The organism is Luteibacter sp. SG786, from assembly GCF_011759605.1.
GTDB lineage: Bacteria > Pseudomonadota > Gammaproteobacteria > Xanthomonadales > Rhodanobacteraceae > Luteibacter.
Genome location: NZ_JAAOYX010000001.1, coordinates 1336845 through 1360536 on the forward strand (window position 1 = coordinate 1336845; position 23692 = coordinate 1360536).

Below are 23692 nucleotides of genomic sequence, written 5' to 3' on the forward strand. Positions count from 1 at the left end.
TGCTGGGAGTCCGGTATGACCGAGGGTCTCGATCGCGACCGTTGGCTTGCTTCGATTCGTGCGAACGTGGGCGAGTTGTCGCCTGTCGAGGCATTGGTCCGGCAAGGACGAGGGGCACTCCTTGTCGATGTGCGCGAGGAGACCGAGCGGGCCAGCGGCACGCCGGCCGGCGCCCTAGGGCTGTCGCGCGGGTTCCTCGAACTTCGCATCGAGCAATCCGAGCCCGACCGTGACCGCGAGATCCTCGTGCTTTGCGGGAGCGGGCAGCGCTCGCTGCTCGCCGCCGAGGCGTTGCAGCGAATGGGCTATCGCCACGTGTCCTCGGTCGCGGGTGGCATGGGCGCGTGGAAGGCTGCCGGCCTTCCGGTGAGCGCCGGCATGCTCGATACGGACGCCGCAGAGCGCTACGCGCGCCAGATACTTCTGCCCCAGGTGGGCGAAGCGGGGCAGGCGAAGCTGGCGGCAGCGCGCGTTGCCGTGATCGGCGCCGGTGGCCTCGGTGCGCCGGCGTTGCTGTATCTGGCCGCGGCCGGTGTCGGCCACATCACCCTGATCGACGACGATCGGGTCGAGCGGTCGAACCTGCATCGCCAGGTGATCCACGCCGACGCCCGCGTCGGCCTGGGCAAGGCGGAGTCGGCGCGGATGACCCTGGCGGCACTCAATCCGCGCGTGCGCGTTACATCTGTGCCGGAGCGCTTGTGCGCAGAGAACGTGGAGACGCTGCTCCGCGAGCACGACATCGTGATCGACGGCGCCGACAATTTCGCCACGCGTTACCTCCTGGCGGCAGCCACTCGGCGCCTCGGCGTGCCCATGGTGTACGCGGCCATCGAACGGTTCACGGGGCAGGCGAGCGTCTTCGACCCAAGGCGAGACGATTCCCCTTGTTATCGCTGCCTGTTTCCGGAGCCGCCTTCCGCGGCCGATGCACCCAACTGCAGCGAGGCGGGGGTGCTCGGCGTGTTGCCCGGCCTCATCGGCCTCGTCCAGGCGACAGAGACGCTGAAGCTGCTACTGGGTATCGGCGAGCCCCTGGTCGGCCGCCTGCTGACGTACGACGCCCTCGGCATGCGCTTCCGCGAATTGACCCTGCGCCGCGATCCGCATTGCCCAGGTTGTCGAGCGGACGCCATGTTCGAGGGATATCGGGACCTCGAACGCATGTGCGCTGCGGCGGGCTGAGGGGCTCTTCGCGCGCCGCGCACTTCCCCAACGGGGCTCTAAGGAGCGGAAGCCGCGGGGTCGCCGGCGACCACCGAGTACATCGCACAGTCAAGCGATTCACCCTTTAAAACCAATCGCTTGCGAAGTATTCCTTCGAAAGTACCTCCAAGTCGTTCAGCCGTTCTGCGGCTGGGCAGGTTGTGCTCGGCCACCACGATTTCCAGCCGGGCGACCCGTACCGAGGCAAATGCGAAGCCGATGGCCAGCCGCCCTGCGCGGGTGGCGATGCCGCGTCCTTGTTCCGACTGACGGACCCAATACCCGAGATTGGCGAACCGCTGCTCCTTGTTCCGCTGATTGACGCCCATGCCGCCAAGGATGCGGTCGGTGTTCGCATCGACGACGAGCATCTCGAACCCGTCGGCCAGCAGCCAGGATTTCCTCGCGAGCGCCATCCATTGTTCGGCATCCGCGGTGTCGTACCCGGCATGGCACCAGTCCTGCCACCGTCCGACGGTGTCGACCGATTCGCGAACGGCCTCGGCAAGGGGTTCGGCGTCACCGCTGCGATGCGCGCGCAAGGTCACTACGCCGTCGGTCAGATCGGTGGGATAGGGAAGGGTATCGATGGCCATCGCGCATTCTATGCAGACCACCCGCGTGATGTCCCTGCACGGCGGCACCTGTGTGTTCGGCGACGATTCGGCGATAATGCAGCGTTTCCGCAGGGCGAATCATCCATGACCGCACGTATTCTCGACGGCAAGCGCATCGCCCACGAACTGCTCGAGCACATCGCCCGCCGTGTGGCGAGGCGCGTGGCCGACGGTCGCCGCGCGCCCGGCCTCGCCGTCGTGCTGGTGGGCGACGACCCGGCTTCCGCCGTGTACGTCAAGAACAAGCGCCGCGCCTGCCAGCAGGTTGGCTTCAATTCGTTCGGCTACGACCTGCCGGCCTCGACCACGCAGGACGAACTCTTCGCGCTGATCGACAACCTTAACGCGGATCCCGCCGTGCACGGCATCCTCGTGCAGTCGCCGCTGCCCGAGCACATCGACGAGGACGCCCTGGTCGATCGCATCGACCCGGGCAAGGACGTAGACGGCTTCCAGGCGGTGAACGTCGGCCGCCTTGCGTTGCGCCGTTTCGGGCTGCGTCCGTGCACCCCGAAGGGTGTGATGACCCTGCTCGGGCACACCGACCGGCCGGTGCGAGGGCGCCACGCCGTGATCGTCGGCGTGTCGAATCACGTGGGACGGCCGCTCGCTCTCGAGCTGCTTATCGCAGGAAGTACAGTGACTTGCTGCCACAAGTTCACCCAGGATCTAGCCAGCTTCGTGCGTCAGGCCGACATCCTCGTCGTGGCAGCCGGCAAGCCCGGACTGGTGAAGGGCGAATGGGTCAAGCCGGGGGCGGTGGTCGTGGACGTGGGCATCAATCGCCTTGAAGACGGCCGGCTCGTCGGCGACGTGGAATTCGCCCCGGCCGCGGAGCGCGCCTCGTGGATCACGCCGGTTCCCGGCGGCGTCGGCCCGATGACCGTTGCTACCCTGATGGAAAACACGCTTGAGGCTGCCGAGGCGATCGACGGCTGAAACGTGGCCTGCTCGGCTCTCTGTGGGAGCCGCTTCAGCGGCGATGGGTGCTTGCGTCGGGCTCGCCCGCTGCCGCGGGTTCGCCGGCATAGCCGGCTCCCACAAATAGCCGGCTCCCACAAGAATCTGCTCTGTCGCTTTGCTGCATTGCACGCTATAATGCCGCGATTTACTCGCGGGACTAATGCTATGCGCATCCTTGCCGAGGCACTCACTTACGACGACGTGTTTCTGGTTCCCGGCCACTCCACGGTCATGCCGCGCGATGTGGACACCTCGACGCGCTTCACGCGCGGTCTCCGCCTGAACATCCCCATTGTGTCCGCCGCCATGGACACCGTCACCGAGGCCCGCCTTGCCATCACCATGGCGCAGAACGGCGGCATCGGCATCATCCATAAGAACATGACGTTCGAGCAGCAGGCCGCCGAAGTGCGCCTGGTGAAGAAGTTCGAAGCCGGCGTCATCCGCAATCCCATCACCGTGCGTCCCGACACGTCCATCGGCGAAGTGCTCCAGCTGACCCGCGCGCACAACATCTCCGGCGTGCCGGTGGTCGACGGCGAAAAGCTCGTCGGCATCGTCACCAGCCGCGACCTGCGCTTCGAGCGCAAGCACGACGACCCGGTGCGCAACATCATGACCCGCGAAGACCGCCTGGTCACGGTGGGCGAGGGTGCCACGCACGACGAAGTGCTGCAGCTGCTGCACAAGAACCGCATCGAGAAGGTCCTGGTCGTCAACGACGGCTTCCAGCTCCGTGGCCTCATCACGGTGAAGGACATCCAGAAGGCCCGTGACAACCCGAACGCCGCCAAAGACTCGCACGAGCGTCTCGTGGTCGGTGCCGCCGTCGGCGTGGCCGGCGACACCGAACAGCGCGTGGAAGCGCTGGTTGCTGCCGGCGTCGACGTCATCGTGGTGGACACCGCGCACGGCCATTCGCAGTCCGTGATCGACCGCGCTGCCTGGGTGAAGAAGCGCTTCCCGCAGGTGCAGGTCATCGCCGGCAACATCGTCACGGGCGAGGCGGCGCGTGCGCTGCTCGACGCAGGCGTCGACGCCGTGAAGGTCGGCGTGGGCCCTGGCTCCATCTGCACCACCCGCATCGTCACCGGCATCGGCGTGCCGCAGATCACCTCCATCGATCTCGTGGCCACGGCGCTGAAGGGCGAGATCCCGCTCATCGCCGACGGTGGCATCCGCTACTCGGGCGACATTCCCAAGGCGCTGGCCGCCGGTGCGTCGTCGGTGATGCTCGGCTCCATGTTCGCCGGTACCGAGGAAGCCCCGGGCGAAGTCGAACTGTTCCAGGGCCGCTCGTACAAGAGCTACCGTGGCATGGGCTCCATCGGCGCCATGCAGCTGGGCTCGAAGGACCGCTACTTCCAGGACGAAGCGGACGCCGACAAGCTCGTGCCGGAAGGCATCGAAGGCCGCGTGCCGTACCGCGGGCCGCTGCGCAACATCATCCATCAGCTCATCGGCGGCCTGCGTGCCTCCATGGGTTACATGGGCGCGGCCACGGTGGAGGAAATCCACGCCAAGGCCCAGTTCGTGAAGGTGACCGGCGCGGGCGTGCGCGAAGCGCATCCGCACGACATCCAGATCACGAAGGAAGCACCGAACTACCGCCTGGACTGACGCGCGTAGCGCTCGCTCCAGGTGACCCAGGACGCCCGCCGCAAGTGGGCGTTCTGCTTTTTCAGCTATTCAATCCGCAGGCTGCCACGATGACCGACATCCATAGCGACAAGATCCTGATCCTCGACTTCGGTTCGCAGTACACGCAGCTGATCGCCCGCCGCATCCGCGAGATCGGCGTCTATTGCGAAGTGTGGGCCTGGGATCACGCGCCGGAGGAGATCCGCGGCTTCGCGCCGCGCGGCGTCATCCTCTCGGGCGGCCCCGAGTCGGTCACCGAAGACGCATCCCCGCGTGCGCCCCAGGTGGTGTTCGAGCTGGGCGTGCCGGTGCTCGGCATCTGCTACGGCATGCAGACCATGGCCGAACAGCTCGGCGGCAAGGTCGAAGCAGGGCACCATCGCGAGTTCGGCCCGGCCACCATCACCTTCGGCAACTGCGCACTCTTCGAGACCGTGGTGCAGGACGGCGAGTCGCTGGGCGTGTGGATGTCGCACGGCGATCGCGTCACCGCGATCCCGGAAGGCTTCAGCGTTACCGCCTCCACGTCCAGCCTGCCGCTGGCGGCCATGGCGGACGACAAGCGCCGCTTCTACGGCCTCCAGTTCCATCCCGAGGTCACCCACACCAAGCGCGGCATGGAACTGCTGCGCCGCTTCGTCGTCGACCTCTGTGGCTCCGCCACCCTCTGGGATGCCGCTCACATCATCGACGACGCGGTGGAGCGCGTGCGCGCCCAGGTCGGCAGCGATCGCGTGCTGCTGGGCCTGAGCGGCGGCGTCGATTCCTCGGTGGTGGCGGCCCTGCTCGAAAAGGCCATAGGCGACCAGCTCACCTGCGTCTTCGTCGACACTGGCCTGCTTCGGTACCAGGAAGGCGACCAGGTCATGTCCACGATGGCCGAGCACATGGGCGTGCACGTCATTCGCGTGGACGCGAAGCAGCGCTTCTTCGACGCGCTGGCCGGCGTGGAAGATCCGGAGGCCAAGCGCAAGGTCATCGGCCGACTGTTCGTCGAGGTGTTCGATGAGGAGTCCGCGAAGCTCGAAGGCGTGAAGTGGCTGGCCCAGGGCACGATTTACCCCGACGTGATCGAGTCCGCCGGCAGCAAGACCGGCAAGGCGCACGTCATCAAGAGCCACCACAACGTGGGCGGTCTGCCGGAGCACATGAAGCTCAAGCTGGTGGAGCCGCTGCGCGAACTGTTCAAGGACGAGGTGCGCCGCATCGGTGTCGAGCTGGGCCTGCCGCGCGAGATGGTCTACCGCCATCCGTTCCCGGGTCCTGGCCTCGGCGTGCGCGTGCTCGGCGAGGTGAAGCCGGAATACGTAGACCTGCTCCAGCGCGCGGACAACATCTTCATCGAGGAACTGCGGGCCCATGGCCTGTACGACCGGGTGAGCCAGGCGTTCGCGGTGTTCCTGCCGGTCCGCTCCGTGGGTGTGGTGGGCGACGGTCGGGCCTACGAGTGGGTGATCGCGCTGCGCGCGGTGGAGACGATCGACTTCATGACGGCACACTGGGCACACCTGCCGTACGACTTCCTCGATAAGTGTTCAACTCGTATTATCAATGAGTTGCGTGGTATTTCTCGGGTGGTTTATGACATCTCGGGGAAGCCGCCGGCGACGATCGAGTGGGAATGATCTAAGGTCGTTTCAGACCGTCTCGCGCGGTGCCCTCGGCCGCCATGAGCGGACGAACAAACTGGCGACAAGCGCAGCGCAGCCAGCGGCTGCGCCTCCCCAGGGCGTCGTCAAAATCCCGGGGCCGCTCACGAGCAGGCCGCCGATCGCCGAGAATATGGCGATGCCCAAGTTGAACGCGGCGATGTTGAAGCCCGACGCCGTCGCGACCGCGTCGGGCGCGACCTCTTCCGCGGCTGCGATCACACCCGACTGAACGATGGGGCCGAGACAGAAGCAGCAGGCAGACCAGAGGAGCAGGTTGGCGAACATGGTCAGGACGTGCGGGGCCGAAAAGGGCAGCGTCGCAAGCGCCAGGACGAGACCGACCAGCGCTGCTATCAGGGCGCGCCGCGTGCCGAGCGCATCGCTAAGCCTGCCGCCACCAACATTCCCGACTACCGCAGCTACGCCGAATGTCATGAGCGCCAAACTGACTGCGGCCGGAGACACGTGGGTGACCTCCATCAGCAGCGGCGCGAGAAAGGTGAAAACGACGAATGATCCGCCGAACCCGGTCATGGCGATGAAGTAGAGCGCCAAGAGGCGGGGTTTCATCAGTACGGCGAACTGCGACTGCCATCCGGCGGGCCGAGAATGGGGGATTTCCCTCGGCAACAGAAGTCGCAATAGCACTGTCGCGAGGCACCCGAGCACAGCCACAGCCAGCAGCGGTGCACGCCACCCGAGGTTCTGTCCGACGATGGTGCCGAACGGGACACCGATGACCATGGCAAGGGTGAGGCCTGCGAACATCGTCGCCACCGCTCGCGCGCCGCGCTCACGATCCGCCAGGCTCATCGCAATCGGCGCTCCGACGGCGAAGAACACGCCGTGCGCCACTCCGGTCACGATCCGCCCGGCCAGCAGAACTTCATAAGTCGGCGCAGCGCCGCCAAGCAGATTGCCGAGCGTGAACAGAGCCATCAGTCCAACCACAAGACCGCGGCGGGGAAGCCTTCCGGTAAGGGCCGTGACCGTCGGCGCCGCAACGGTCACGGCTAGGGCATAGCCAGTCACAAGCAGGCCCGCTCGGGGTATCGTCACCGCAAGATCGCGCGCGAATTCCGGGACAAGCCCGATCATGACGAACTCCGTCGTGCCGATGGCGAAGGCCGCCACGGCAAGCGCGAACAATGCAGGCGACATCGGTGTTGCCCTTTATGCGTCGACCAGATCGGCAAAGTGCGCGGCGAGGCCGCTCTGGTCCGGAGCAACGTGGTCGGCCATGGTATGGCGATCGGGGAAGTCGCCGCCGTTTTGCAAACGGAAGGGAATCGGCTTGTCGGTGAATAGCCCGGCAAGACGCACTCGCCAAGCTGCCTTGATCGCGTCCACTTCCTCCGCCGTGGAAACGTGGCCCGCGCCATAGACCGCGTGCGTCGGGAGCACGTCCATGCCGGGGTAGAACAGCGCGCCGTGGGTTAGCGGGAACAACAGTTGCTCGATCGGCCCGTTGATACCCCGCGGGCCATAATCGGCCACTGGGCCGCCTGCCTGCACGTTGACCAGCGCCCGCTTGCCCTTGAGGATGCCCTCGCCAAAGCGGAACTGGTTGGAGCCATTCCGATAGCCGTAGGCAAAACCGAAGGCATACACCCGCTCTATCCAGCCCTTCAGGATCGCGGGCACGCCGTACCACCACAGCGGAAATTGCAGGACGACAGCATCGGCCTCGAGCAGCTTCTGCTGCTCGGCGATCACGTCGGGCGTCTGATGTCCGTTCGCGTAAGCATGGCCGGACTCCATGATGAACGACAGTCGTTCAGGGTTGTTGCGTACTGGAAAGTCGTCGGCGTCGTACACCGCCTTCCATTTCATGCCGTAGAGGTCCGAATGGACCACGGTGTGCCCCGCCGCCGACAACGTCTCAGCGGTCACGTCGACCAGTTGCCGTGTCAACGAAGTGGGCTCAGGGTGCGCGTAAACGATGAGAATATTTCTTTTCACGAGACGGCCTCTGTTTGTTGAGAGTGGTGTCCCCCTAAACATGGGCATCTGAACAAGATTTGTGAAATCGATTATGCTAGCCCGTGATATCCATATGGCGGATACCTGACTGCTGGTCGCCACGTTGGCGCCATTGATTGCACAGCGACCAGGAACAGACGGAATGAATGACAGTCGCATCGATCTCAATCTCTTGGTGACGCTCGACGTGCTGCTTGCCGAACAAAACGTCACAAAAGCGGCAGATCGACTGCACCTCAGTCAGCCGGCTGTAAGCGCGCAACTGGCACGGCTTAGGGATTTGTTTGACGACCCGCTTCTGCTCCCGACACGTCGAGGCATGATCCCGACTGCCAAGGCGATCGAACTTGCACCGCAACTGAGAGACGCGCTGGATCACGTGCGCAGTGCGCTACGTTCTCATCAGGACTTTGATCCCAGCAAGGCAGAACTGACCGTATCGATCGGTTGTACCGACTACATCCAGGCAGCCGTGGTGATGCCGTTCGTCTTGGCTCTCCGGCAGACGGCGCCGGGAGTACGGGTGGCCGTGAGGCATCTGGTGCCCGAGCTGATGGAGCAGCAACTGGGGAATAACGAAATCGATCTTGTTATCGCTACGCCCGAGCGGCCGGCCCCGCACCTGCGGACCTGCCACTTATTCGACGAAAGTTATGTCCTTATAGGAAGGCACGGTCATCCTCGGCTGAAAGCGGGTATGACCATCGACGAATATGTCGAACTGGAGCACGTCGTGGTGTCACGGCGGGGTGGCGACTTCGAAACACCGGTGGACAGTGCTCTGGCGACACTTGGTTACCGGCGCAACGTCGTCTTGTCAGCGGCCTCCTTCTTGTTACTGCCGGAGATCGTCTTGGATAGCGATTTGGTTGCACTTGTGCCGAGGCGCCTGTTTCTCAGGCAATCCGAAAAACTCACGATGGTTGACCTGCCCTGGCTAGGTGAACAATTCAATGTCAGCCTGATCTGGCACGAGAGATGTCACAGGCATGCGGGCCACCGCTGGGTCCGAGATCTGATCGGAAGTCTGGTAGGGGACTTAGAGACACAACATGATAACCACCATAAGCAAGCATGATTTATCCGAATCCGAGGGTTTGCTCACTGCCCTGGTAAAGCTGAATAACGACCATGCGGTCGAGCTTTCATGGGTGGACGAAGATCGCCTGATGACACTGATCGACAGGGCCTTCATGGCTGAGCGGGTTGGTCGTGCCGATGCGATGTTGATCGCTTTCGATCAAGCTGCGGACTATGACAGCCCCAATTTCCTGTGGTTTCGTGCCCGCTACTCTCGTTTTATCTACGTGGATCGGGTGGTGACTTCACAAGCTGCGCGTGGGAAAGGCTTGGCCAAGGCTCTTTATCGGAAGCTCATCGATCGAGCTCAAGCGGTGGGGCACGATCGAATCGTATGCGAAGTCAACTCGGACCCGCCGAACCCTGCCTCTGATGCGTTCCATCAAGCGCTGGGCTTCAGGCCTGTGGGCACGGCATCTCTCGGCAATGGCAAGGTCGTCACTTATTTGGAATTACCCCTTGAGCACGTGTAACAACGACGCGAGCTTTCAGCGTTACTCCCAATCTGCCGGAGAGTTCTGACCGCAAACCTGATTCAGATCAAAATCCGCCTAGCCCCTCCGTGATACCTGACTATCATGTCTGAGGTCCATCAAAGCCGGCGTGTCTTCTTGTCCGCGCTTGCCACCGGAGGCGGGCTTATCGCAATGGGTGGCGCAACGGCGTTTGTGCTGAATGCGCGCGACCATTCCGGCTATGAGGAAGCTGTCAACGCCACGTGGCGACACAGCGACACCACCGATCTGCCGTCGGCGTCGGCCCAACGAGAGCTTGTCCGTTATGCCACCTTGGCGGCAAACAGCCATAACACGCAGCCTTGGCAATTTTGCCTCTCGGATCGCTCCATCCTGGTGTTGCCCGATTTCCGGCGCCGCTTGCCCGCTGTCGATCCCGACGATCATCATGTGTTCGCCAGCCTCGGCTGCGCCGTCGAGAACATGGTTCAAGCCGCCCGCGCTTTCGGACTTCAGGCAGTTCAGCGCTACGATCCCGATCGGCGCGGAATTCGGGTCGACTTGGAGGCTGCGCCGCCCGAGCGGACAGAGTTGTTCGACGCTATTCCGCATCGTCAATCGACGCGCACGGTCTATGATGGGCGCTCGGTCCCACCCGAACATCTCCGGCTCCTGGAAGCCGCAGGAAACGGTCAAGGCGTACGGATGCTGCTTTTCACGGAGCGGGAGCAGCGCGAGGAGATCCTCTCCTATCTGATCGCGGGGAACAGTGCGCAGATGGACGATGTCGCATTCACGGAAGAATTGAAATCGTGGATACGATTCAACTATGGCGAAGCCCTTTCGACGCGAGACGGCTTGTTTTCGAAATCCTCCGGCAATCCAGTGCTGCCGGGTTGGATGGGTCGTCTGATCCTCAATCTAGTGTTCACGAAGAATGCTGAAAACCGGAAATATGAGAGCCAGCTCAGAAGCTCGGCCGGCGTTGCCGTGTTCGTCTCGGACAAGAACGAACCCGCCTACTGGGCCGAAGCCGGACGCTGCAGTCAGCGTTTCGCCCTTCAGGCGACGGCTCTCCAACTCCGGCATGCCTTCATCAATCAGCCGGTCGAGGTTCCCGCCGTGCGGGGGCAATTTGCCACCTATCTTGGCATCGGCGGTCGTCGGCCGGATCTCGTGATGAGATTCGGGTACGGTCCTGAGATGCCGAGATCGCTTCGCCGTCCGGTCGAGCACGTCATTCTCCGGACGCACCCGGGGCGATCGTGTTGGCGGTGATGCCGCGGCTGCCGAATTCCTTCACCATGTAGAGTCGGGCGATGCTGAGCGCGGTGTTGCGGCCGAGGCCGCGGTTGGCGCCGGTAACGATCGAAATGGTGTTCATCGAAGGCTCCTTGGTGGGCTGGTGATTGGGTGTGATCACTATCGGCTTCCGAAGCCTGTTGTTCGCGGAGATCGCCGGCCTTCCGGTGTCACCGGACCTGACGACCCTGGCTACATGGCGCGCCAAGGTCGACGAATTGCCGTACGTGAAGAACCGTAAGGCGCAAGAAATTCTACCCAGCGACCTCGCGCGCCTCGGTCAATGACACGAGCCGGCCTCACGAGAAAATCGATGCCGAGATTTGCCTGGCGTGAGCCCAGAAATCTCGGGTTCTTGGCTAATGTTCTCTGCTGCTTTGGCGGCAGTCGATGAAGGCGTCCAAACGCCCTATGCCGAGTTCCCGGCGCGCATGAGAGTGATCTCCCGTGAGGCACACTTGACGTTTCGTTCGCTACCTTGCAATATTCGTACGGTAGCAAACGATATGGAAGGGCCGAAATGCGGCATGGACAAGACGGCGAACATGTATCGGTGGGGGCATGGACGAAGCGCTGCTACCTGGCGGGGCGCGCTGTGATGGACGCGGCCCTGCGGCCTTTCGATCTGGGTTCGACGCAGTGGTATGTCCTCTGGCATCTGAAGAGCGGCGGCCCGATCGTGCAGCGCGATCTTGGACGTGCGCTGGAACTTGAACGGGCGACCTTAAGCGGGATCGTTGCCACGCTTGTTCGCAAAGGGTTGATAGAGCAGACATCGGGTGGCGAAGACCAGCGCCAGCGTCTTTTGACCATGACGAGTTCGGGTGAGGCCCTGTGGCGGCAGCTCCCGGATCTCTCCTTCATAAGCCAAGCCGCTTTCGACGGCATCGACGAGGCCGATCTGGCCACGACCACCCGCGTTCTCCGGCTGGCAACGGAGCGGCTGCAAGCACTTGCACGAACGGTATGAGCCAATGACGATCCTGATTACGGGTGCCACCGGTCTTGTTGGCGAACGCCTTGTCCCTCGGCTGGTGGACACGGGTGTTGCCTGTCGGCTTCTGCTGCGGGCAGGGAAAACCTGCCCACCGGGAGCAACGGCCGTGACGGGCGACATACTTGACCCATCGACGCTGCCGGACGCCGTCCGGGGTGTTTCGGCGATCGTTCATCTCGCGGCCGTTTTTCGTACCTCGGATACCGATCTGATCTGGAGAAGTAATCTCGAGGGCACCCGCAACCTGATTGCCGCCGCGGAGGCACATGCGCCGGACGCCCGCTTCATCCTCGCGAGCACCACGAATGTGTATGACAAAAATTCGACCCGGCCTGCTCGGGAGGCCGACAGTGTTGCGCCGGAACAAGCGTATCCCGCCAGCAAGGTCGGGGCAGAAAAGCTCCTGCGTGAGAGTGGCCTGAACTGGTCCATCTTGCGGCTTCCTTTTGTTTACGGCGATGGCGACGGTCATTTGGAGATGCTGCCGAAGCACTTGCACACCTTCGGCTTCCATCCTGCCCATCGGGTGAGCACGATCCACCATAGGGACATTGCCACGGCGATGAGACCGGCGCTCGCAGGCGCCTTCGACGGCCGGATCCTCAACCTATCCGACGAAGCCCCGACGACGGTCTACGAATTGGCGGGGCTTGTCGGCGAGACGATGGAACCCTCGGCCGAGGCGATGCAGAACCCTTGGTACCTTCATGTCGATGCATCGCTGGCGCGAAGTCTCGGTTTTCAGCCGACCGTCAGGACGGTGTATCAGGCCGCGCAGGAAGGCATCCTCTAGGGCTGCTGGCGGTCGACAGGACGACCGCGGAGCCGATAGCGCGGCAGGATGAGAACAACGGGGTAGCATCTGGATGCCGGCCCGGTCGCGTCGAGGCAGCCCGGGCCGGCTCGTCATGGCTCAGATGTTCTGACCGCCCGACACTTCGATGCGCTGCGCGGTGACCCAGCGATTATCCGGGCCGAGCAGGCTGGCGACGGCCGGGCCGATGTCTTCCGGCAGGCCGACGCGGCCTAGCGCGATCATCGCGGCGAACGCCTCGTTGTAGGCCGGCGTGTCGCGGACGGCGCCGCCGAGGAAGTCGGTTTCGATGGCGCCCGGGGCGATCGTGTTGGCGGTGATGCCGCGGCTGCCGAATTCCTTCGCCATGTAGAGCGTGAGGATCTCCACCGCGCCCTTGGCCGCCGAATAAGCCGAGAAGCCCGGATAGGACACGCGGGTCAGGCCCGACGAGAAGTTCACGATGCGGCCGCCGTCGGCCATCAGCGGGACCAGCGTCTGGGTCAGGAAGAACACGCCCTTTACGTGCACGTTGAACAGCTGGTCGAACTGCGCCTCGGTGGTCTCGGCGATACCGGCCATCTCGCCGTGGCCCGCATTGTTGACCAGGTGGTCGAACGTGTCGCGGCCCCACGACTTCAGGGTTTCGCGGACCTTTTCTGCGAATCCTGCAAAGGCCGAGATGTCGGAGACGTCGAGCTGGATGGCAACCGCCTTGCGGCCGAGCGACTCGATGTCGGCAACGACTTCCCGCGCCTGGTCCGCACCGTTGCGATAGGTAAAGATCACGTCGCCGCCGTGCCGGGCGATGCTGAGAGCGGTGTTGCGGCCGAGGCCGCGGTTGGCGCCCGTAACGATCGAAATAGTGTTCATCGATGGCTCCATAGTGGGTTGGTGATTGGGTGTACTCACTATGGGCGGCCGACGTGGCTCGATGTTGCCGGTTCCTCGGTCATGGTTGCCTATTCCTACGAAAATGCGCCGTCGCGCCATTGCTTTACGTAGTGCAGATAGGGCCCATTTGCCCATATCTGCGCCATCCCTGCCTATTCCTCTGAAAGCGTTGCCAGCCGGAACGGTGCGGATTACGCTCCGCCCATGACCCGCACCTTGCTCGACACAGCCAGGCGTTACGCGGAGGCGCATGCCGATGCCGCCGGTATTGCCGTGACGCCGGTGCCGGGCGTGGCGATCGTGCGGCAGGTCTCTCCCACCGCCTTGCAGTACGCCGTATCGAAGCCGCTCGTTGCCCTGGTGCTGCAAGGTCATAAGCGGGTGGCGATGGGCAGCGACACGTTCGACTTCGGCGCGGGAGAGTCGCTGCTGATCACCGCGGATGTGCCGACGGTGAGCCAGATCACCGAGGCGACGATTGCGGCGCCTTACGTGTCGCTGGTGCTCGATCTCGATATTGCGGTGATCGAGAGCCTGGTGATGGAGATGGGGCCAGCCCCTTTCGTCGCCGGCGCACCGGTTCGTGTGGACCCCACTGAGGGTGAAGTGGCCGACGCAGCCTTGCGTCTCCTTCGTCTTCTCGACCGCCCGGCATCCGTGCCGATCCTGCAGAAGCAACTCATCCGCGAACTGCATTTCTGGCTATTGTCCGGGCGCCACGGCGGGGCCATCCGGAACCTGGGCGTTCCAGAAAGCCATGCCCAGCGCGTTGGCCGGGCCGTCGCGCTCATACGCGACAACCTGGCGAAACCGCTTAGGGTGGAACAGTTGGCAGCCGTTGCCGGAATGAGCCCGTCGTCGTTCCACGAGCATTTCCGCGCGGTGACCTCGTTGTCGCCTCTGCAGTTCCAGAAGCAACTCCGCCTGATCGAGGCTCGGCGGCTCATGCTTTCGGAAGGCCAGATGATCAGCCATGTGGCCTACGCGGTGGGTTATGAGAGCGTGCCGCAATTCACTCGCGAATATGGGCGGATGTTCGGCTTGCCGCCGGCACGCGACATGAAAGCCGCGAAAACCCGACTTCAGACGGCAGCGTGAAGCGCTGGGCGCTTGTCCGGATCGATTCGCTTCGCTCGCCCGGCATCAAGCCGTAGGCAAAGCATCGCGCTCGGCGAAGATGCGTGCCATTTCCGCGGCGTGCTCGGTTCCCCACGTGCACAGCGGGACGATCGCGTCGGCCAGGCTGCGACCAAGTGGAGTCAGAGCGTAGTCCACCCGCGGCGGTACCTCCTTGTAGTCGGTCCGCGACAGTACGCGATCTGCCTCTAGATCCTTCAATTGCTGGATGAGCACTTTGTCGGCGACGCCCTCAATCAAGCGCTTGAGTTCGCCATAGCGCTTCGGTCCGTTGCGTAGGAAAAACAGGATCAGCGGCTTCCACTTGCCCGAGATGATGCGGAGCGTGGCATTGAGTCCGCAGCCGGTATCGCAGATTTCAGCGGATGCCGTCATTTGGTACTTACCTAAAAGTGCATACTTGTCCTTAGGTTATCACGGGTCATACTTACTTCAAGTAAGCAGTTCTCTGCTTCCCTACAACTCAACAAGGACCCACGAGATGACCAGACTGAATGCAAAGACCGCAGTAATCACCGGCGGCGCCACCGGCATCGGCCGCGCCGCGGCAAAGCGCTTTATCGAGGAGGGCGCCTTCGTCTTCATCTTCGGCCGCCGGCAGGAGGCACTCGACGCTGCCGTGGCCGACCTTGGCCCCAATGCTCGCGCTGTAAAGGGCTCGGTTTCCGACGAGGCCGATCTCGACCGGCTCTACGCCGCAGTGAAAGCCGAGCGCGGCACCCTCGACATCGTTTTCGCCAATGCCGGGACGGGAAGTCCGCTTCCGCTCGGCCAGATCACCGCCGGGCACATCGACGACACCTTCGATACCAACGTGAAGGGCACGATCTTCACGGTCCAGAAGGCGCTGCCGCTGATGGGGCCGGGCGGTTCGATCATCCTGACCGGATCGAGCGCCGGCACCACAGGCGCACCGGCGTTCAGCGCCTACAGCGCGAGCAAGGCGGCTGTGCGCAACCTCGCCAAAACCTGGGCAGAAGATTTGAAGGGCACTGGCATCCGGGTCAACGTGTTGTCGCCCGGAGCAACGGCCACCGAACTGGCGAAGGAAGCTCTGGGCGAGGAGGGCCAGAAGGTCTTCGCTGCGATGACGCCGCTCCAGCGCATGGCCGATCCGGCGGAAATCGGGGCGGTGGCGGCGTTTCTCGCATCATCGGACAGCAGCTTCATGACCGCCAGCGAAGTCGCCGTAGACGGAGGGCTTGCGCAACTCTGACGTCGGATGCTCTTGCAGCACTACTCGCAGTCCGGCACAAAATCCGGCCAGGCCGATTCGGCCTTGACGCGTAGGATGTTCCGCATTCGGCGGGCTTCTTCTATCGGTGGCCGCCCGAAGAGGCGCTTGAACTCCCGGCTGAAATGCGACGGGCTTTCATAGCCAACGCGTGCGGATGCATCGATGGCCGATAGACCGCTGCGGATCATCAGCAGGCGTGCCTGATGCAGGCGCGTGGATTTCAGGTACTGGGCCGGCGAGCTGTGCGTGACCGCCTTGAAGTGGTTGTGAAACGACGGCAGGCTCATATTGGCCTCGCGGGCCAGATCCGACACTTCGATGTGCTCATGGAAAGCGGTTTGAATCTTGCGGATGGCCCGCGCGATCTGGCCGAATCGATCCCGTTGCGTCAACGCCGCCCGTAGAGCCGGTCCTTGTTCGCCGACCAGCACGCGATAGTAGATTTCGCGCAACAGGCCGGGCCCGAGCGCATGCGTCTCGAGCGGGCGTTCGAGGGCGCGCAAGAGCCGAAGCACGGTATCGGCCAATTCGGCATCCATCACCGTTGAAGCCATGCCGAGTGGCGTCGCGTCGGGCGCCGGCAGTTCGCGCTCCAGCGCCAGCAGCAGGTCGGCCAGCATCGCCAGATCGAGGCGGATCGACAGCGCCAGCATGGGCTGCTCTTTCGTCGCCTCGGTCTGGCTGATGAACGGCAACGGCACGGACAGCACCAGATAGTGTTGCGGGTCATACAGGTACGTGTGTTCGCCGAGGAAACCCCGTTTTCTTCCCTGGCAAACGATCACGATGCACGGCTCGTAGAGGACTGGCGTATGCGGTAGCGATGCGTCGGCCCGCAGCAGTCGAACGTCGGCCAGTCCCGTCCGGTTATAGCCTTCCTCGGGCGCCAGCCGGAGCAGGCGCGCCACCATCCTTTGTTGAAGTCGTTCGCCCGGCACAGCCATTGCCCTCCCTTTTTAGCAATATACACCGTGCTTTCCACCATCGTTTAAACCTATTTTTATAGAAATAGGCAATCTTCGTTTTCTTATGGATATTAGCGAACGGGGCGGGGCCGCCTAGCATGCGTGTTGCTGATCGAATCGCCCATCGGCGATTTCAACACCGGGAATACGCATGAACATAGACACCATATCGGGCCTCGATGGAAAGGTCGCGCTCGTGACGGGTGCCGCCGGCGACATAGGGCGCGCGACTGTAGCCCTGTTGCGAGCGCATGGGATGCGCATTGTGGCCGAGGACATCCATCCCGCCGTGGCGGAGCTTGCCGAACCGGGTTGCGTGGTGACGCTGACAGGTGACGTGGGCGACGAGCAGACGGCGCGCGCGGCTGTCGATCGCGCGCTGGGAGAATTCGGGCAACTCGACGTGCTGGTGAACAATGCCGGGCGTACCTTGAACAAGCGTGCGCTCGATACTTCCGTCGATGAATGGGATGCCATCCTCGCGACGAACGCGAGAGGCAACTTCCTACATTCGCGCGAAGCGCTACGTGTGATGGTAAAACAGCGCAGTGGCACGATCGTCAGCGTCGCGTCCGTTGTCAGCAGCGTCGGCATGCCGGACCTTGCGGCCTACGCCGCATCCAAGGGCGCGATCGCCCAATTGACGAAGGTGCTCGCTGTCGAATACGGCGAGCACGGGATACGTGTCAACGCGGTTGCGCCGGGTGTCGTCGAAACGAACATCCTGGCCGGTATCGTCGAGGACAGCCGCGCGACGCTCGCAAGCTACGGCCACCTTCATCCGTTGGGTCGCGTCGCCAAACCCGCCGAGATCGCGGACGTCATCGCATGGCTGGCATCGCCACGCGCGAGCTTTGTGACGGGCGCCCTGATCATGGCCGACGGTGGATATACGGCCCTCTGACCGCACCCGCCGAATTTTTCGTCATAGGAAGAGGCTTCATGTCACAACCCTGCATTCTGATCGTCGCCGCCGAACGAGGTCTTGGGCTCGGGCTGACCGAGCAGTTCCTGCAACGCGGCTGGCAGGTGTTCGCCACGGCATTTCCCGATTCGGACGTGTCGGCGCTGCACGTGACCGGGAGGGCCGCTCCCGGTCAACTGGAGATCGGGCACATCGACGTGACCGATTCGTCGCAGATCGCGCCCTTGCTTGCGTCGCTTGGCGAACGCCGCTTCGACGTGGTTTACCTCAACGCAGGGATTTTCGGCCCGTTGCACCAGTCGGTGGTGCAAGCGACGCCGGAAGATTTGCAGCAGATCATGATGGTGAATGCGTTCGGCCCGATCCGGCTCGCCCGGCACCTGCTTCCGTATTTGAAGGTGCCCGGGACGCTGGCATTCATGTCGTCGCATCGCGGCAGTGTCGCGTCCAATCTGGAAGGGGGGCTCGAACTCTACCGGGCCAGTAAAGCGGCGCTGAACATCATGGCGCGCGGCATCCACGCGGAAATCCGCGATCTTGGCCAGACGGTGCTCTGCATTCATCCCGGTTGGGCCGCGACGGCAATGGGAACGCTGGACGGTACCGTCCAGGCTGAAATCGACGTCGAAACGAGCATGCGTGGCGTGGCGGACGTCGTCGAGCGCCACCGTAACAGTGGCCAAAACCTCTATCTGGACTATGCCGGTGAACGCTGGCCCTGGTAACCGCAGCCACCTGCCACGACGGGTATGCACCCCTAAAAGATCTCCTGCAGTAGCGCGAGGAAGGCACGCACGGCCGGATTAGTGCGACGGCTTTCAGGCCAGAGTACGGTGATGTTGTTACGTTCGACGGCGAATTCGGTCAGGATCGGGACCAGTTCGCCCCGCGAGACATATGGCGCGGCCACAAAGCTCGCGCTGATCCCGATGCCCCCGCCTGCCACGAGCATGGCCATGACTGCGTCGCTCACGTCGGCGACCAACCCGGACGGCGGCGTCATTTCGACTTCGCGACCCCCGATCCGAAATGGCCATCGGAAAAACTGACCCGTGCTCTGGTAGCGCAGGGTAACCGTGTCATGCCCTTGCAGATCATCCGGGTGAGAAGGCACGCCCCGCTTGGCCAAATAGCCGGGCGACGCATAGGCGCCCAGCCGAAGGGGCGCCAACTTGCGTGACAGCAATCCCGAGTCGGGCAGGTCGCCGATGCGAATGGCGATGTCGATGCGTTGCTCCACGATATCGACGATCTGATCGCTCAACCGCAGGTCGACGGTGACCGCAGGATGCTTCTCGCGAAATGCCGGCAACGCCGGTGCGATCAGATGCACGCCGATCGGCAAGGACGCCGCAACACGCAAGGTCCCCGCGGGCTCGGCACGCGCCGTTTTTGCCGCCTGCTCGATGTCCTCGGCATCGCGCAACAGCCTGAGCGCGCGTTCGTGCAGGTCCCGGCCTTCCGGCGTGAGCGTCAATGCGCGTGTCGTTCGCGTAAAGAGCGACACGCCCAGGTGTTGCTCGAGCCGCTGAACGCTCCTGCTCACCGCCGAAGGGGAGATCGAGAGAGAGCGCGCGGCCGCGGTGTAGCTTCCCAGCGAGCCGGCGCGCGCAAAAGCGATGAGTCCGGTCAGCCGCTCGAGTGCGATTTGTTCTTTCATGACATTAGTGAATCAACTTTGACCACCATTATCAACTCAGGTGCAAGGCTATAAATTTCCGATCAACGACGACTCGAACGGAATTTTGGAGATCGGAATGAGCGACACCATGAAAGCTACCCGCCTGCATGCCTTCGGCGGCCCCGACGTGTTGGTCTACGAGGACGCGCCCAAGCCGCAACCGAAGGAGGGAGAAGTGCTCGTTCGCGTCCACGCGGTCGGCATCAATCCTCCCGACTGGTATCTGCGCGACGGCTACAACGCGCTGCCGCCGGAATGGCGACCGCAGGTATCGTTTCCGCTGATCCCCGGCACCGATATCTCCGGAGTCGTCGAGGCGATCGCGGAGGATGTCGAGCGCTTCAGCGTCGGCGACGAGGTCTACTCCATGGTCCGCTTTCCTGGCGACCTCACGGGCGGCAAAGCCTACGCCGAATATGTTTGCGTCTCGGCATCGGAACTCGCGCTGAAGCCCGCCGGTATCGATCACGTACATGCGGCGGGCGCGCCGATGTCGCTGCTCACGGCCTGGCAGTTTCTGGTCGAGTTGGGCCACGACGAGCCTAATCCGCTTCAGCCGGACCGGCATCGCCCGGTGCCGCTCGAAGGAAGGACGGTTCTGGTCAACGGGGCGGCGGGCGGCGTTGGCCATTTCGCGGTTCAGGTCGCGAAGTTGAAGGGCGCGCGCGTCATCGCGGTGGCGTCCGGAAAGCATGAAGCACTTCTCCGCGATCTCGGCGCCGATGAATTCATCGATTACACGAAGACTGCCCCGGAAGACCTGGTGCGGGACCTCGATCTGGTTGTCGATAATGTCGGCGGCGCTGCCGCGGCACGCTTCCTGCGGACCCTGAAGCGCGGGGGAGCGCTGTTTCCGGTCTACCCCCTGGGCTTTGCGGGTGCCGAGGAAGCGGCGTCGCGGGGCGTTACCGTTTCGGCAACGCAGGTACGTTCCAGCGGTGCCCAGCTTCTGGAACTCGCCCCTTTGTTGAATGACGGGAGCATACGGGTGGTGATCGACAGCACTTACCCGCTGGCAGATGCCAGTAAGGCGCATGCGCGCGCGGGCCAGGGGCATATCCAAGGCAAGATCGTCCTCACCGTCGAGTGAGTCGGTGTAGCCGGTCACCCAGTTGGAGCCATACGATGACAGCGAGCGAGAAGCTCCGCCATGGAACCGAAGCGTGGTTCGAGATGGTGGGGAACCTGATGTGCGAGGCCGCCCTGCGAGGCGGCCTCGCCCCTGACACAAACGTCTCCCTGGTCGAGCGCTACACTGACGGCGCGACGCTTTCAGAAGGCTTGGTTCAGGGACTCCGTTTCGACATTGTCGATGGCGTTCCCTCTTTCCGAGCAGGTGCTCGGCCCGACGAGCGGGGCGACATCACCATCGAGATCACGACAGCGGCCGCGAAATCATTGAACTTGTTGCTCAGCGCCGATCCCGCATACGGCGCCGCCGCCGACCGCTTCATGCAATCCGGCGCCATGCGCGTGCATGGCGATCTCTCCAGGTTGGGAGCATGGTTGCAGTACGTGCACGATCCGATCGTGGCACGCACGATCTAGTGCGGCTGCAACTTCGGCCCGGAAGAGGGCTCTCAAGGTTCCTGCGTACCGGGAGCACGGCCATCCCTCTCCAGCTCCGCAAGCAATTCCTGTGCGGCTATTTCCGCCCGACTGCGAATACTTTGCTCCGATGGAGCCGACAGGCCGAGCAGAACTCGATAGTCGTCGAGACCGATCAATCGTTCGAAGAAGTCATGGCCGATCTTGCGTCGTCGTTCCGCCGGCATATCGGATGTCTCCTCCCTGGTCGAGAGAAAAGCGTCCAGCCTTTCGACGTGCGCGTTGATCAGGCCGTTGTACGCCAGCTCACCAAGATGTGGGAATCGACGCATCTCGGTCATGACCACCCGCAGGAGATGGGTGGTCTTCGGGCCACGGATGCGTTCCTGGAACATCACGCCGATGAAGAGAAGGATGTCCGCGAGCGGCTTCTTCATGGCGTCTTCGATCTTGGCCGACTCTTCCATGTCAACCGGATGGCAGGCGCTTTCGATCACCGCGGCGAAGAGGTCGTCCTTGGTTCGAACATGACGGTATAGCGTCATGATTGAAACGCCGGCCTCGCGGGCAATGCTCTCCATGCCGCTACCGGCATAGCCGTCGCGCACGAACGCCTGCTCCGCCGCTGCCACGATGGCCGCGCGCTTGCGCGCCATCACTTTCGCTCTCGGATGATCGGGGGACCAATCCCTCATGCCTTATTGACTCCTAACGATAGTAGCCATTATCGTTACAACGATAATCAACATTATTGTTACACGAAAGGCAGATAATGGCCCTTGCTATCGGAAGCGGAAACTCGTTCTTGCTGCGGATGCGTCGCCGCCCGGTCAGGAGCGCGCTGATCGGACTCGCGATATGGTTCCTGGCGGCGTTGCTCTGGTTCGCCTGGACGTTCGCTCCGATCCGGCTCGATGTGCCGAAAATCGATGTCGGGGCGCTGCCACCGGCCACGCCTCCCGCCGCCATGTCGATCAGCGCGCTGCCGACAGGTACCTATCAAACCCCTGCGGCGTTGGCCTTTCGGGGCGGTTCGTGGACTGAGAAGAGGGCATTTGCCGCGACCGGCATCCTCGTACGGCATCCCAAGGGCGACCTGCTGATCGACACGGGGTTCGGGCGACATGTCGAGCGGCAGTTGAAACTGCTCCCCTCGCTTCAACAGTCGCCCCATCACCTTGGCACGCCCATCGTCGATCAGTTGGCCAGGATGCCCTCCGATACGGTGACCGCCATTTTGCCGACCCATGCACACTGGGACCACATCAGCGGAGTGGACGATTTTCGTGGCATACCCGTACTGGTAAACGACGCCGGCCAGCGCTTCATCGGCTCACATGGCGAGGGCACCGAGGTGCTCAACAGCTTCCATGGCGTCATCTATCGGCCGTATCACTTCGATGGCGGCTCTTACCTCGGGTTCCCAAGCAGCCATGACGTGTATGGCGATGGCTCGGTCGTGATCGTGCCGGCGCCGGGCCATACACCCGACTCGGTCATCGTCTTCGTCAATCTGCCCTCGGGGAAGCGCTACGCTTTTATCGGCGATCTCGTTTGGCAAATGGAAGGGCTGACGCGGCCAGCGGAGAAGCCTTGGATGATGAGGTTCCTGATTGGTGAAGACCGCTCCGAAATACGGACAGCCATCGCGCGCATCCGCGCCGCGACCGCGCTCTACCCCCAGATCACGGCGATTCCCGCGCATGACACCCGTGCGTTCGCCTCGATCGCGATCTATCCGGCATCAACTCGCTGATCCTGGCTCGGGAAACCTAGCTGGATCAATAATCTAGTTGGGTTCGGAACAGTGGGGTGGAAGTGATTACACATCCGGCGAGGTGGAACGGCAGCACGTGGAAATGAACTAGAATCGAGAAGGTTGCCCATGACGGCCATTTATGACCGAACCAGACCCGCTCGTTCCCGAGTCCGCGTCCACGCCGCCGACACCCGTTACCGCCCCCGCTGCCTTAGAGGACGACGCGATGCACGTGCATGCGCCCGACCACGCCGTGACCACGTGGCGACAGTTCTTTATCCATCTGGCTATCGTGAGCATCGGCCTGCTCATTGCACTGAGCCTGGAATCGCTGGTCGAGGCTTACCACCACCGGTCCCTGGTGACCGAGGCCCGGAGAAACATCGAGCGCGAGATCAGTGAGAATCGCGGGCTGGTGAAACAGAACATCGCCAGCGTGCAGGCTGATCAGGCCCGCATGAAGACGAACCTGGATGTGCTGCTGGCGCTTCGCCAGACTGGCCAGGTTCCAAGCGACGGCCACCTGCAATACCGTTTGGAGTGGTCGGCCTTGTCCGATAGCGCATGGACGACGGCTCGGGACACGGGGGCGCTCGGGCACATGGATTATGCGGAAGTGCAATGTTATGCGGGCATCTACACCCAGCAGCGATTGATCAGCGAGCAGGGCCAGCGTCTTCTGGAAAGCCAGACACGTGCCATTTCTCCCGCCCTGATCGCCGGCAATCCCCTCGCCATGACGGATGCCGAGCGCGACCTGGTGACGTCGCGTTCGGCCGACCTGCTGGCTGACCTCAAGGGCGTCGAGCAATTGATGAGCCAGTGGGACACTCGGTGCACTACGTCCGAGCCCTGAG

At 63.1% G+C, this 23692-nt stretch carries 27 protein-coding genes; 18 read left to right on the plus strand and 9 right to left on the minus strand.

All coding sequences use genetic code 11. The features are described from left to right. Window positions 1-15: 15 nt before the first annotated feature. The gene (moeB, locus tag FHS47_RS06135) at window positions 16-1185 is read left to right on the plus strand and encodes a molybdopterin-synthase adenylyltransferase MoeB (RefSeq protein ID WP_167024409.1); all 1170 of its coding nucleotides are present in this window, start codon (window positions 16-18) and stop codon (window positions 1183-1185) included. Between the two features lie 38 nt (window positions 1186-1223). On the opposite strand, the gene FHS47_RS06140 is transcribed toward moeB, so the two are convergent. Next, complete coding sequence (locus FHS47_RS06140) at window positions 1224-1802, minus strand: GNAT family N-acetyltransferase (protein ID WP_167024412.1); 579 nt, start codon at window positions 1800-1802, stop codon at window positions 1224-1226. 105 nt (window positions 1803-1907) lie between these two features. Between FHS47_RS06140 and folD the strand changes: the two genes are divergently transcribed. From folD to guaA, 3 genes are all read left to right on the plus strand, one after another. Continuing rightward, entirely contained in the window at window positions 1908-2762 is an 855-nt protein-coding gene (gene folD / locus FHS47_RS06145; protein WP_167024415.1) for a bifunctional methylenetetrahydrofolate dehydrogenase/methenyltetrahydrofolate cyclohydrolase FolD, read from the plus strand. Between the two features lie 189 nt (window positions 2763-2951). Continuing rightward, window positions 2952-4406, plus strand: a complete 1455-nt coding sequence (gene guaB / locus FHS47_RS06150) for an IMP dehydrogenase (RefSeq protein WP_167024418.1) — start codon at window positions 2952-2954, stop codon at window positions 4404-4406. A gap of 89 nt (window positions 4407-4495) precedes the next feature. Next, window positions 4496-6052, plus strand: a complete 1557-nt coding sequence (gene guaA, locus FHS47_RS06155; protein WP_167024421.1) for a glutamine-hydrolyzing GMP synthase — start codon at window positions 4496-4498, stop codon at window positions 6050-6052. 12 nt (window positions 6053-6064) lie between these two features. On the opposite strand, the gene FHS47_RS06160 is transcribed toward guaA, so the two are convergent. Both FHS47_RS06160 and FHS47_RS06165 read right to left on the minus strand, forming a co-directional pair. Then, on the minus strand, window positions 6065-7240 hold the full coding sequence (locus tag FHS47_RS06160) for an MFS transporter (protein ID WP_167024424.1): 1176 nt from the start codon (window positions 7238-7240) through the stop codon (window positions 6065-6067). Between the two features lie 12 nt (window positions 7241-7252). After that, window positions 7253-8041: an NAD(P)H-dependent oxidoreductase gene (locus FHS47_RS06165; RefSeq protein WP_343203512.1), complete on the minus strand. Its 789-nt coding sequence runs from the start codon at window positions 8039-8041 to the stop codon at window positions 7253-7255. A 163-nt stretch (window positions 8042-8204) separates the two neighbouring features. On the opposite strand from FHS47_RS06165, the gene FHS47_RS06170 reads away from it, so the two are divergent. From FHS47_RS06170 to FHS47_RS06180, 3 genes are all read left to right on the plus strand, one after another. Beyond that, window positions 8205-9140, plus strand: coding sequence for a LysR family transcriptional regulator (locus tag FHS47_RS06170; protein ID WP_167024427.1), 936 nt, complete (start codon window positions 8205-8207; stop codon window positions 9138-9140). Next, window positions 9115-9615 (plus strand): GNAT family N-acetyltransferase, encoded by a 501-nt coding sequence (locus FHS47_RS06175; RefSeq protein WP_167024430.1) that lies wholly within the window; start codon window positions 9115-9117, stop codon window positions 9613-9615. Before FHS47_RS06170 ends, FHS47_RS06175 begins: the two co-directional genes overlap by 26 nt. Before the next feature lie 138 nt (window positions 9616-9753). Next, a complete protein-coding gene (locus FHS47_RS06180; protein ID WP_208381814.1) occupies window positions 9754-10875 on the plus strand; it encodes a nitroreductase family protein in 1122 nt (373 codons plus the stop codon). On the opposite strand, the gene FHS47_RS19550 is transcribed toward FHS47_RS06180, so the two are convergent. After that, window positions 10835-10981, minus strand: coding sequence for a hypothetical protein (locus FHS47_RS19550; protein ID WP_208381815.1), 147 nt, complete (start codon window positions 10979-10981; stop codon window positions 10835-10837). The two genes, FHS47_RS06180 and FHS47_RS19550, sit on opposite strands and share 41 nt — an antisense overlap. 31 nt (window positions 10982-11012) lie before the next feature. On the opposite strand from FHS47_RS19550, the gene FHS47_RS06190 reads away from it, so the two are divergent. From FHS47_RS06190 to FHS47_RS06200, 3 genes are all read left to right on the plus strand, one after another. Further along, window positions 11013-11186, plus strand: coding sequence for a hypothetical protein (locus FHS47_RS06190; RefSeq protein WP_167024436.1), 174 nt, complete (start codon window positions 11013-11015; stop codon window positions 11184-11186). 311 nt (window positions 11187-11497) lie between these two features. Further along, window positions 11498-11869, plus strand: a complete 372-nt coding sequence (locus FHS47_RS06195) for a MarR family transcriptional regulator (protein ID WP_208381816.1) — start codon at window positions 11498-11500, stop codon at window positions 11867-11869. A gap of 4 nt (window positions 11870-11873) precedes the next feature. After that, the gene (locus tag FHS47_RS06200; RefSeq protein ID WP_167024439.1) at window positions 11874-12689 is read left to right on the plus strand and encodes an NAD(P)-dependent oxidoreductase; all 816 of its coding nucleotides are present in this window, start codon (window positions 11874-11876) and stop codon (window positions 12687-12689) included. Between the two features lie 120 nt (window positions 12690-12809). On the opposite strand, the gene FHS47_RS06205 is transcribed toward FHS47_RS06200, so the two are convergent. Continuing rightward, window positions 12810-13574, minus strand: coding sequence for an SDR family oxidoreductase (locus FHS47_RS06205; RefSeq protein WP_247741371.1), 765 nt, complete (start codon window positions 13572-13574; stop codon window positions 12810-12812). A 213-nt stretch (window positions 13575-13787) separates the two neighbouring features. Between FHS47_RS06205 and FHS47_RS06210 the strand changes: the two genes are divergently transcribed. Next, window positions 13788-14681 (plus strand): AraC family transcriptional regulator, encoded by an 894-nt coding sequence (locus FHS47_RS06210; protein WP_167024445.1) that lies wholly within the window; start codon window positions 13788-13790, stop codon window positions 14679-14681. 45 nt (window positions 14682-14726) lie between these two features. Here FHS47_RS06210 and FHS47_RS06215 read toward each other — a convergent pair whose 3' ends face one another. Further along, window positions 14727-15095, minus strand: coding sequence for a helix-turn-helix domain-containing protein (locus FHS47_RS06215; protein WP_167024448.1), 369 nt, complete (start codon window positions 15093-15095; stop codon window positions 14727-14729). A gap of 106 nt (window positions 15096-15201) precedes the next feature. Here FHS47_RS06215 and FHS47_RS06220 point away from each other — a divergent pair, with 106 nt between their 5' ends. Beyond that, on the plus strand, window positions 15202-15936 hold the full coding sequence (locus tag FHS47_RS06220) for an SDR family oxidoreductase (RefSeq protein ID WP_167024451.1): 735 nt from the start codon (window positions 15202-15204) through the stop codon (window positions 15934-15936). 20 nt (window positions 15937-15956) lie between these two features. Here FHS47_RS06220 and FHS47_RS06225 read toward each other — a convergent pair whose 3' ends face one another. Next, the gene (locus tag FHS47_RS06225; RefSeq protein WP_167024454.1) at window positions 15957-16901 is read right to left on the minus strand and encodes an AraC family transcriptional regulator; all 945 of its coding nucleotides are present in this window, start codon (window positions 16899-16901) and stop codon (window positions 15957-15959) included. A 172-nt stretch (window positions 16902-17073) separates the two neighbouring features. Here FHS47_RS06225 and FHS47_RS06230 point away from each other — a divergent pair, with 172 nt between their 5' ends. Beyond that, complete coding sequence (locus FHS47_RS06230) at window positions 17074-17826, plus strand: SDR family oxidoreductase (protein WP_167024457.1); 753 nt, start codon at window positions 17074-17076, stop codon at window positions 17824-17826. A 38-nt stretch (window positions 17827-17864) separates the two neighbouring features. After that, window positions 17865-18572 carry an SDR family oxidoreductase gene (locus FHS47_RS06235; protein WP_167024461.1) on the plus strand — a complete coding sequence of 236 codons (708 nt, stop codon included), beginning with the start codon at window positions 17865-17867 and terminating at the stop codon, window positions 18570-18572. A 32-nt stretch (window positions 18573-18604) separates the two neighbouring features. Here the strand turns inward: FHS47_RS06235 and FHS47_RS06240 are convergent, their stop codons facing one another. Further along, window positions 18605-19507, minus strand: coding sequence for a LysR family transcriptional regulator (locus tag FHS47_RS06240; RefSeq protein WP_167024463.1), 903 nt, complete (start codon window positions 19505-19507; stop codon window positions 18605-18607). Between the two features lie 97 nt (window positions 19508-19604). Here FHS47_RS06240 and FHS47_RS06245 point away from each other — a divergent pair, with 97 nt between their 5' ends. Both FHS47_RS06245 and FHS47_RS06250 read left to right on the plus strand, forming a co-directional pair. Then, entirely contained in the window at window positions 19605-20618 is a 1014-nt protein-coding gene (locus tag FHS47_RS06245) for an NADP-dependent oxidoreductase (protein ID WP_167024466.1), read from the plus strand. Between the two features lie 35 nt (window positions 20619-20653). Beyond that, the gene (locus FHS47_RS06250) at window positions 20654-21076 is read left to right on the plus strand and encodes a hypothetical protein (RefSeq protein WP_167024468.1); all 423 of its coding nucleotides are present in this window, start codon (window positions 20654-20656) and stop codon (window positions 21074-21076) included. 32 nt (window positions 21077-21108) lie between these two features. Here the strand turns inward: FHS47_RS06250 and FHS47_RS06255 are convergent, their stop codons facing one another. Further along, window positions 21109-21771, minus strand: coding sequence for a TetR/AcrR family transcriptional regulator (locus FHS47_RS06255; RefSeq protein ID WP_167024471.1), 663 nt, complete (start codon window positions 21769-21771; stop codon window positions 21109-21111). Between the two features lie 77 nt (window positions 21772-21848). Between FHS47_RS06255 and FHS47_RS06260 the strand changes: the two genes are divergently transcribed. Together FHS47_RS06260 and FHS47_RS06265 are read left to right on the plus strand one after the other, a co-directional pair. Beyond that, a complete protein-coding gene (locus FHS47_RS06260; protein ID WP_167024474.1) occupies window positions 21849-22832 on the plus strand; it encodes an MBL fold metallo-hydrolase in 984 nt (327 codons plus the stop codon). Window positions 22833-22974: 142 nt separating this feature from the next. Next, complete coding sequence (locus FHS47_RS06265) at window positions 22975-23691, plus strand: hypothetical protein (RefSeq protein WP_167024477.1); 717 nt, start codon at window positions 22975-22977, stop codon at window positions 23689-23691. The last annotated feature ends 1 nt before the right edge of the window (window position 23692 follow it).

What these genes read in the sequence shown, in the direction of transcription:
- moeB (WP_167024409.1), top strand. Translation starts at nt 16, where the DNA reads ATGACCGAGGGTCTCGATCGCGACCGTTGGCTTGCTTCGATTCGTGCG.
- FHS47_RS06140 (WP_167024412.1), bottom strand. Translation starts at nt 1,802, where the DNA reads ATGGCCATCGATACCCTTCCCTATCCCACCGATCTGACCGACGGCGTA.
- folD (WP_167024415.1), top strand. Translation starts at nt 1,908, where the DNA reads ATGACCGCACGTATTCTCGACGGCAAGCGCATCGCCCACGAACTGCTC.
- guaB (WP_167024418.1), top strand. Translation starts at nt 2,952, where the DNA reads ATGCGCATCCTTGCCGAGGCACTCACTTACGACGACGTGTTTCTGGTT.
- guaA (WP_167024421.1), top strand. Translation starts at nt 4,496, where the DNA reads ATGACCGACATCCATAGCGACAAGATCCTGATCCTCGACTTCGGTTCG.
- FHS47_RS06160 (WP_167024424.1), bottom strand. Translation starts at nt 7,240, where the DNA reads ATGTCGCCTGCATTGTTCGCGCTTGCCGTGGCGGCCTTCGCCATCGGC.
- FHS47_RS06170 (WP_167024427.1), top strand. Translation starts at nt 8,205, where the DNA reads ATGAATGACAGTCGCATCGATCTCAATCTCTTGGTGACGCTCGACGTG.
- FHS47_RS06175 (WP_167024430.1), top strand. Translation starts at nt 9,115, where the DNA reads ATGATAACCACCATAAGCAAGCATGATTTATCCGAATCCGAGGGTTTG.
- FHS47_RS19550 (WP_208381815.1), bottom strand. Translation starts at nt 10,981, where the DNA reads ATGAACACCATTTCGATCGTTACCGGCGCCAACCGCGGCCTCGGCCGC.
- FHS47_RS06195 (WP_208381816.1), top strand. Translation starts at nt 11,498, where the DNA reads ATGGACGCGGCCCTGCGGCCTTTCGATCTGGGTTCGACGCAGTGGTAT.
- FHS47_RS06200 (WP_167024439.1), top strand. Translation starts at nt 11,874, where the DNA reads ATGACGATCCTGATTACGGGTGCCACCGGTCTTGTTGGCGAACGCCTT.
- FHS47_RS06205 (WP_247741371.1), bottom strand. Translation starts at nt 13,574, where the DNA reads ATGGAGCCATCGATGAACACTATTTCGATCGTTACGGGCGCCAACCGC.
- FHS47_RS06210 (WP_167024445.1), top strand. Translation starts at nt 13,788, where the DNA reads ATGACCCGCACCTTGCTCGACACAGCCAGGCGTTACGCGGAGGCGCAT.
- FHS47_RS06215 (WP_167024448.1), bottom strand. Translation starts at nt 15,095, where the DNA reads ATGACGGCATCCGCTGAAATCTGCGATACCGGCTGCGGACTCAATGCC.
- FHS47_RS06220 (WP_167024451.1), top strand. Translation starts at nt 15,202, where the DNA reads ATGACCAGACTGAATGCAAAGACCGCAGTAATCACCGGCGGCGCCACC.
- FHS47_RS06225 (WP_167024454.1), bottom strand. Translation starts at nt 16,901, where the DNA reads ATGGCTGTGCCGGGCGAACGACTTCAACAAAGGATGGTGGCGCGCCTG.
- FHS47_RS06230 (WP_167024457.1), top strand. Translation starts at nt 17,074, where the DNA reads ATGAACATAGACACCATATCGGGCCTCGATGGAAAGGTCGCGCTCGTG.
- FHS47_RS06235 (WP_167024461.1), top strand. Translation starts at nt 17,865, where the DNA reads ATGTCACAACCCTGCATTCTGATCGTCGCCGCCGAACGAGGTCTTGGG.
- FHS47_RS06240 (WP_167024463.1), bottom strand. Translation starts at nt 19,507, where the DNA reads ATGAAAGAACAAATCGCACTCGAGCGGCTGACCGGACTCATCGCTTTT.
- FHS47_RS06245 (WP_167024466.1), top strand. Translation starts at nt 19,605, where the DNA reads ATGAGCGACACCATGAAAGCTACCCGCCTGCATGCCTTCGGCGGCCCC.
- FHS47_RS06250 (WP_167024468.1), top strand. Translation starts at nt 20,654, where the DNA reads ATGACAGCGAGCGAGAAGCTCCGCCATGGAACCGAAGCGTGGTTCGAG.
- FHS47_RS06255 (WP_167024471.1), bottom strand. Translation starts at nt 21,771, where the DNA reads ATGAGGGATTGGTCCCCCGATCATCCGAGAGCGAAAGTGATGGCGCGC.
- FHS47_RS06260 (WP_167024474.1), top strand. Translation starts at nt 21,849, where the DNA reads ATGGCCCTTGCTATCGGAAGCGGAAACTCGTTCTTGCTGCGGATGCGT.
- FHS47_RS06265 (WP_167024477.1), top strand. Translation starts at nt 22,975, where the DNA reads ATGACCGAACCAGACCCGCTCGTTCCCGAGTCCGCGTCCACGCCGCCG.